The sequence below is a fragment of the Leptodesmis sp. genome, assembly GCF_052746595.1.
Window position 1 is genome coordinate 1 of record NZ_JBRAGO010000153.1, and the last position, 7,354, is coordinate 7,354.

General features: G+C 49.8%; 5 protein-coding genes. 3 read left to right on the plus strand and 2 right to left on the minus strand.

Features of this window, described 5'->3' with window-relative positions:
* Nucleotides 1-61 precede the first annotated feature (61 nt).
* Together ACUVQO_RS21645 and ACUVQO_RS21650 are read right to left on the minus strand one after the other, a co-directional pair.
* Nucleotides 62-1,780, minus strand: coding sequence for an ATP-binding protein (locus ACUVQO_RS21645; RefSeq protein ID WP_445927894.1), 1,719 nt, complete (start codon nucleotides 1,778-1,780; stop codon nucleotides 62-64).
* Between the two features lie 285 nt (nucleotides 1,781-2,065).
* Nucleotides 2,066-2,296 carry a hypothetical protein gene (locus tag ACUVQO_RS21650; protein ID WP_445927895.1) on the minus strand — a complete coding sequence of 77 codons (231 nt, stop codon included), beginning with the start codon at nucleotides 2,294-2,296 and terminating at the stop codon, nucleotides 2,066-2,068.
* 396 nt (nucleotides 2,297-2,692) lie between these two features.
* Here ACUVQO_RS21650 and lepA point away from each other — a divergent pair, with 396 nt between their 5' ends.
* The 3 genes from lepA (at nucleotide 2,693) to ACUVQO_RS21665 (ending at nucleotide 7,182) form a co-directional block, all read left to right on the plus strand.
* Nucleotides 2,693-4,501 carry a translation elongation factor 4 gene (gene lepA / locus ACUVQO_RS21655; protein ID WP_445927896.1) on the plus strand — a complete coding sequence of 603 codons (1,809 nt, stop codon included), beginning with the start codon at nucleotides 2,693-2,695 and terminating at the stop codon, nucleotides 4,499-4,501.
* Between the two features lie 255 nt (nucleotides 4,502-4,756).
* Complete coding sequence (locus ACUVQO_RS21660; RefSeq protein WP_445927897.1) at nucleotides 4,757-5,725, plus strand: UDP-glucuronic acid decarboxylase family protein; 969 nt, start codon at nucleotides 4,757-4,759, stop codon at nucleotides 5,723-5,725.
* A gap of 44 nt (nucleotides 5,726-5,769) precedes the next feature.
* The gene (locus tag ACUVQO_RS21665) at nucleotides 5,770-7,182 is read left to right on the plus strand and encodes a UDP-glucose dehydrogenase family protein (RefSeq protein ID WP_445927898.1); all 1,413 of its coding nucleotides are present in this window, start codon (nucleotides 5,770-5,772) and stop codon (nucleotides 7,180-7,182) included.
* The last annotated feature ends 172 nt before the right edge of the window (nucleotides 7,183-7,354 follow it).

A 7,354-nucleotide genomic window follows, 5' to 3' on the forward strand; every position in this document is an offset into this window, starting at 1 on the left:
GATCTTGGGAAGCCCGCACCGTATGCGTAGCATTGGTGTCGGGAGGATGTCACAACACCCTCTAAAGTAGATCGAAGGAATCCATTGTTAGAGAGGAAATCATCAAAGGTTCCTGATAAAGGGGAACAGTAAAGGTTACGGTAGACCCCAGCCCTTCGCCCATGCTGTAAAAATTGACTGTACCACCCATTGCCTCTACCAGGCTTTGTGATATGACTAACCCCAACCCCGTGCCTCCATAGCGCCGCGTACGTGAGCCATCCACCTGGCTAAAAGATTGGAACAATCGATCCTGTCTATCTAAAGAAACTCCGATTCCTGTATCTGCAACCCGAATTTTTAGCAATCCAGGAAAATTTTTCTCCTGAAAAGTTATTTTCTTTTTGAGGATCTCGACACTAACAGTTACTCCACCTTCATGAGTGAATTTGAAGGCATTACCCACTAAATTCAGCATTACCTGGACAAGTCTCTGATAATTGCCGTATACAATAATCTCGTCATTGGTAGGCAGATCCTGGATCTCAAAGCTTAGATTGGTAGAACGAACTAGAGTATCAACATAGTCTTTAACCTCGTTCAGAAGATCCCTCAACTTAACAGGTGCCAATTCAATGCGGAGCTTTCCGGCCTCCAATTTGGCAATGTCGAGAATATCGTCCAAAACACTCAGCAGGTGCAAGGCTGATTTTTTAGCATCGCGAATAAACTTGATCTGCTCCTCTGGTTCATCTACCGTACCATCCAAAATTAGATTTAAGCAGCCTAAAATGCCGTTGAGGGGAGTGCGAACTTCGTGAGAGGTATTAGCCAAAAACTCACTTTTCAAACGAGAGGCTTCTTCAGCTTGCTCTCTGGCTTCCTCCAGTTCCCGATGTTTTTGTAACAAGGTACTGTTGGCCTTCCGCAGTTCTTCCGCTAGAGCCTGACTGTTGGCAATTAGAGTAGCGTGAGCGATCGCCGTTCCCACCTGATCTGCAAGTTCCTGAATAAATTCCAGTTCCACCTCAGTCCAGCGACGAGGCTGATCATCCTGATACAGCACAATCAACCCATTGGGCTGATCCTGGTAGGAAGTGGTCACAATCAGCATCGAGTGCTTCAGTGAGCTTCGTAGCCTGAGCGGTTGATCCGTGGCCTGGGGAAGCACCTCACCACATCCACGAATATTAACGGGGTGCAGCGTGGCGATCGCCCTGCTCAAATCCGGATCATCGGCCACCACAAATTCCAGCCCTTGCATGGGGCAAAATTCCCCCCAGCAATACTCGGCCATCACCTTCAAGGTGGGCTGATTCACTTCGTAAGGACAGACAATACAGCGATTCACGCCCAAGACTTTGCCCAGTCCCTCCACCGTCTGTTGCCAAATCGTCGGTAGATCTAGCGTGCGGCGAATATTCCAGGCAATTTGGGTCAAGAGTTTATGATGCCGCTCGGCACTGATAGGAACGGCAGTTGGATGACAGGATGCTGGGGGGACTGGAAGTACCGTTGGGATCACCATCGGCTCTGACTGAGGTTCATTGGCGGTTCCCTCGGTCATCACGGGTGTACTCTCTCCAGTCACTACAACCGTTGTGGGGGAACCGTTGGGTAATAGAACAGGGCTAATTACCAGATCCAACCAGAAGCTGCGATCGCCGAGATAGAATTCGCCGCTAAATTGTTGCGCCGTTACAGTGGCCAACACCTGCTTCACGGTATTCCGGTATGCGGTTAATTCAAGGGGGGCAAAGACCTCCCCAAGTTGTCCTCCAATGACACGTTCCACTGGCACGGGGTGGTTGGCAACAGACCAGCAAAAAGAGAATATTTGGCCTTCAGCGTTGTGGGTGAACACAATCTGGGAAGAACTCGCTTCTGGTGAAGAGCGCGGATAACTGGCAGAAAAAATCATCACAGCTTTAGCTGACGGCTTGTATAAGATAGAATGGTCTGAACAATAAGCAAAGGCAGATGCTGTCATTATGCACAACCAATCTAGCCTGGATCCAGGGAGTCGTCTGTGGCTAAACTGAATTCAAGTTCCTTGTATCACCCCGTCAAGGGTTAATCTCAAGGGTTAATCGTTCCATTCCCCGCGAAGAGGCACCGGTGGGTTACGAGGTAAGGTGCGGGTCAATTCATCATCCCGGCGTAACTCGTTACGGAGCCACTGTCGTACTGCCACCTCAATCACCTTACTGGGATCGTTAGTCAGATGCTTAATTTGATCCAGTAAGTCAGAGTCTATCCGAACCGCAATCTCGATCTTGTCGGAGGGGGAACTGGCATGGAGTGCAGATTCATTCATAGGTTTAGATCTAGGAAAACGTAAAGAAGCAAGGCGAGATGGCTGAAAAACCCTTCTAAACCTTGTCCAAGTCCAGAACAATCGTTTTTCTGACAGGAAAATGATCGTTCTCTAGCTGGACTTGGTTTAGTTCCAATCAGGTAAGAAATAGAGAACCGCGGTTTGCACAATTTTTCTGCAATGTACTCTACTACAGCAACTCCCTCTTTAATTTTACAAACTTCAAGAACTCGAAAAACTGGGTTCTGAAGGACAGAACCGTTAAAATGCGTTAAGACGAATTAAACCAGATCCATCTGGAAAACCGGAGCTTTTCTGAAGCGAAACGATCGTTCTGGATCTGAAAATAAGCTTTATGTACCCTTTGTCTGGCTTTTCCCAGGTTGAGCAACTCCTATGACTGATGTGCCCGTTTCCCATATTCGTAACTTTTCCATTATTGCTCACATTGACCACGGCAAATCGACGCTGGCCGATCGCTTGTTGCAGGCAACTGGCACCGTCGATGCCCGCGAGATGAAGGAGCAGTTTCTGGACAACATGGAACTGGAGCGGGAGCGAGGCATTACCATCAAGCTCCAGGCTGCCCGCATGAATTATCATGCCAAAGACGGCCAGCACTACGTCTTGAATCTGATTGATACACCGGGGCACGTTGATTTCTCCTATGAAGTGTCGCGATCGCTGGCTGCCTGTGAAGGAGCTTTGCTGGTGGTGGATGCCTCCCAGGGCGTGGAAGCTCAGACTTTGGCGAATGTGTACCTGGCGCTGGAGCATGACCTGGAAATTATTCCTGTTCTAAATAAAATTGACCTACCAGGAGCCGAACCCGATCGCGTCAAAAAAGAAATTGAAGATGTAGTGGGGCTGGATTGCAGTCAGGCGATCCTGGCTTCAGCGAAAGAAGGGGTTGGCATTCCAGAAATTCTGGAATCGATCGTTCATCTCGTTCCGCCGCCTCAAGATACCGTCAAGGAACGCTTGCGGGCACTGATTTTTGATAGCTACTACGACCCGTATCGGGGGGTAATCGTGTACTTCCGGGTGATGGATGGTACGGTGAAGCGGGGCGATCGCATCCGCCTGATGGCCTCCCAGAAGGAATACGAAATTGATGAATTGGGCGTACTGTCCCCCAATCAGGTGCAGGTGGAAGAGCTCCATGCCGGAGAGGTGGGTTATCTGGCAGCCGCCATTAAAGCCGTGGAAGATGCCCGTGTAGGCGATACGATTACGCTGGCTAACGCTCCGGCACCGGCACCCCTGCCCGGTTACGTCGAAGCCAAACCGATGGTTTTTTGCGGTCTGTTTCCCACCGATGCTGACCAGTTTGAAGACCTGCGGGAAGCTCTGGAAAAACTCAAGCTCAGTGATGCTGCCCTCAATTACGAACCAGAAACCTCCAGCGCTATGGGATTTGGCTTCCGCTGCGGCTTCCTCGGTTTACTGCACATGGAAATTGTTCAGGAGCGCTTAGAGCGAGAATACAACCTCGATTTAATCACCACGGCTCCTTCGGTGGTCTACCGGGTGACAACCATTAAGGGGGAGGTGCTGTACATCGACAATCCCAGCAAGTTGCCCGATCCCCAGTACCGGGAAAAAATCGAGGAACCCTATGTTCAGGTAGACATCATCACCCCCGAAGCTTATGTCGGTACTCTCATGGAGTTGGCCCAGGGTCGTCGGGGAGTCTTCAAAGATATGAAATACCTGACACCGGAGCGCACCACATTAATTTACGAATTGCCCCTGGCCGAAGTGGCAACTGACTTTTTTGATCAGATGAAGTCCCGATCGCGAGGCTATGCCAGCATGGAATATCACCTGATTGGCTATCGGGAAAATCCCCTGGTGAAGCTGGACATTCTAATTAATGGGGATCCGGTTGATCCCTTGGCGACCATCGTCCATCGGGATAAGGCTTACAACGTGGGTCGTGCCCTCACTGAGAAACTCAAAGAATTGATTCCCCGTCATCAGTTCAAGATTCCCATTCAAGCGGCGATCGGAGCAAAAGTGATCGCCAGCGAACATATCCCCGCAATGCGTAAGGATGTATTGGCGAAGTGTTATGGCGGGGATATCAGCCGGAAGAAGAAACTCTTGCAGAAGCAGGCCAAAGGTAAAAAACGCATGAAGGCGATCGGCACCGTTGATGTCCCCCAGGAAGCGTTCATGGCCGTACTCAAACTGGACTCCTAATGCCCACTCCCTTTCCCTGTCATCCAGTTCCCCCGTCGGCTAATTAGCCATTCTTGTCTTCAGAATGATTTAAAACTTCCGTAAATTCAGGGATATCGGTATTTACGGAAATAATTACTCTGTTTAGGATTTTTATAGTTTGGGACTGGTAAGCTTTTTGCATGGGTGGCAATCATCTGCCCAAAACCATTGACTGAGTGGCTGCAACAGCAACTATAGAATCTATTTGATGCACGTTAGAGATAACCTGACCCTATGAGAATTTTAGTGACGGGTGGTGCGGGCTTTATTGGTTCCCACCTGATTGATCGCCTGATGACTGAAGGCCACGAAGTGATTTGCCTGGATAACTTTTATACAGGCCGCAAGCAAAATGTCATGAAATGGATAGGCCACCCCTACTTTGAACTGATTCGTCATGACATCACAGAACCGATTCGCCTGGAAGTTGACCAAATCTATCACCTGGCCTGCCCTGCTTCTCCCGTTCACTACCAGTACAACCCCGTCAAAACCATCAAAACCAACGTCATAGGCACCCTGCACATGTTGGGTCTGGCGAAACGGGTAAAAGCTAGATTCCTGCTGGCTTCGACCTCTGAGGTATATGGGGATCCAGAAATTCATCCCCAGGCAGAAGAATATTGGGGAAATGTGAACTCGATCGGCATTCGTAGCTGCTACGACGAGGGCAAACGAGTTGCGGAAACCCTGGCCTTTGATTACCACCGCCAGAATGATGTGGATATTCGAGTGGCTCGCATCTTCAACACCTATGGCCCCCGCATGCTAGAAAACGATGGACGAGTTATCAGCAACTTCATCGTGCAGGCTCTTAAGGGTATTCCCCTGACTGTTTATGGAACAGGTTCTCAAACCCGAAGTTTCTGTTATGTCTCCGATCTGGTTGATGGTCTAATTCGGCTAATGAATGGTGCTCATAGTGGCCCGGTTAATTTGGGCAATCCAGACGAATATACAATTCTGCAATTGGCTCAAACCGTTCAGGAAATGGTTAATCCTGATGTTGATTTGCGGTTTGAACCCCTGCCTCAAGATGACCCCCGTCGCCGCCGTCCTGATATTACTAGAGCTAAGAAACTGCTGGATTGGCAGCCTATCGTACCGTTGGCTGAAGGGTTACGTCTCACCATCGAAGATTTCCGCACCCGGTTGGGAATTCCTGGAACTACCCCCAGTGGCGATCGAGTCGCTTCCGTGTAACCTACCCTATATTGTGTCCTTTAGTGTTTTGTTGAGGATAGGCCATGCGTGTCTGTGTGATTGGTACGGGCTATGTTGGTTTAGTAACTGGGGCATGTCTGGCTCATGTCGGCCATCATGTGATTTGTGTGGATAACAACGAGGAGAAAGTGAAACTGATGAAGGCCGGACAATCGCCGATCTTCGAGTCAGGACTTTCAGAAATTCTCCAATCCTGCATCCAGGCAGGCACGATTGAATTCACAACGGATCTGCAAGCTGGTGTGCATCATGGCCAGATTCTCTTTATTGCGGTCGGTACTCCAGCCCTACCCAACGGACAAAGTGATACTCGCTATGTGGAAGCTGTTGCGCGAGGTATTGGTGCTCATCTAAACGAGGAATATAAAGTGATTGTCAATAAGTCCACCGTACCGATCGGCTCCGGTGACTGGGTGAGAATGCTGGTACTGGATGGCTATGCAGAACGACAAGCTACCGTAGAAGCCCCAATGGTGGTGGGAGGCGGTGGTAACGCCGTGGTAGAAACTGCGATCGCCCTGGCGAAAGAACCCAAATTTGATGTCATCAGCAATCCGGAGTTCTTGCGGGAAGGCTCTGCCGTGTATGACACCTTCAACCCCGATCGCATTGTCTTAGGCGGCAGTAGTCCCCAGGCGATCGCCCTGATGCAGGAACTATATGCTCCCATTGTAAATCGGCAGTTTGGCGAGGATCCCACTCTTCCCCCAGTGCCTGTCGTCACTACAGATCTCAGTTCGGCAGAAATGATCAAGTATGCGGCTAATGCGTTCCTGGCCACCAAGATTAGCTTTATCAATGAAGTGGCGAATATCTGCGATCGCGTTGGTGCCAATGTAGTGGAAGTCGCCAGGGGCATCGGGTTAGATTCCCGCATTGGTAGCAAGTTTTTGCAAGCCGGAATCGGTTGGGGTGGCTCCTGCTTCCCCAAAGATGTGTCTGCCCTGATTCATACCGCAGATGACTATGGGTATGAAGCACAACTATTAAAGTCTGTCGTGAGTGTCAACCAGCGTCAGCGCTTGATTGTGGTAGAAAAACTGCAACAGGTTCTCAAAATCCTCAAGGGTAAAACCGTTGGTTTGTTAGGACTGACCTTTAAGCCCGATACGGATGACCTGCGGGATGCACCCGCCCTGAACATCATTGAGCAGTTGACCCGGCTGGGAACCAAGGTGAAAGCCTACGATCCGATCATCTCCCAAAGCGGAATGCGTCATGGCATCTCTGATGTCTTGGTGGAAACTGACTCAGAGCGGCTTGCAGATGGCTGTGATGCGCTGATTTTAGTCACTGACTGGCAGGAATTCCGCACCCTTGATTTTGTCCGTCTCGCGAAGCTGATGCACAGCCCCGTCATTATCGATGGACGCAACTTCTTAGATCAAGAGATCGTGGAGCAAGCAGGCTTCCGTTATGTAGGCATTGGACGCTAGGAGAGTTAAGAGCTGAGAGGAAAAAGTCACCCTGGCGACTGAAGTTGCGGCTACCGGAGAAAACCTGCCGACGCAGATTACTGAGAACCTTGATTTGATTGAGTCTGCGTCGGTAGACTTGGTGAGTGTAGTCGCGGTTTTAACCGCCAGGTATTTTCAAACACCCTCTAAA

Coding starts and splice junctions, on each gene's coding strand:
- ACUVQO_RS21650 (WP_445927895.1), bottom strand. CDS start 2,296: ATGAATGAATCTGCACTCCATGCCAGTTCCCCCTCCGACAAGATCGAG.
- lepA (WP_445927896.1), top strand. CDS start 2,693: ATGACTGATGTGCCCGTTTCCCATATTCGTAACTTTTCCATTATTGCT.
- ACUVQO_RS21660 (WP_445927897.1), top strand. CDS start 4,757: ATGAGAATTTTAGTGACGGGTGGTGCGGGCTTTATTGGTTCCCACCTG.
- ACUVQO_RS21665 (WP_445927898.1), top strand. CDS start 5,770: ATGCGTGTCTGTGTGATTGGTACGGGCTATGTTGGTTTAGTAACTGGG.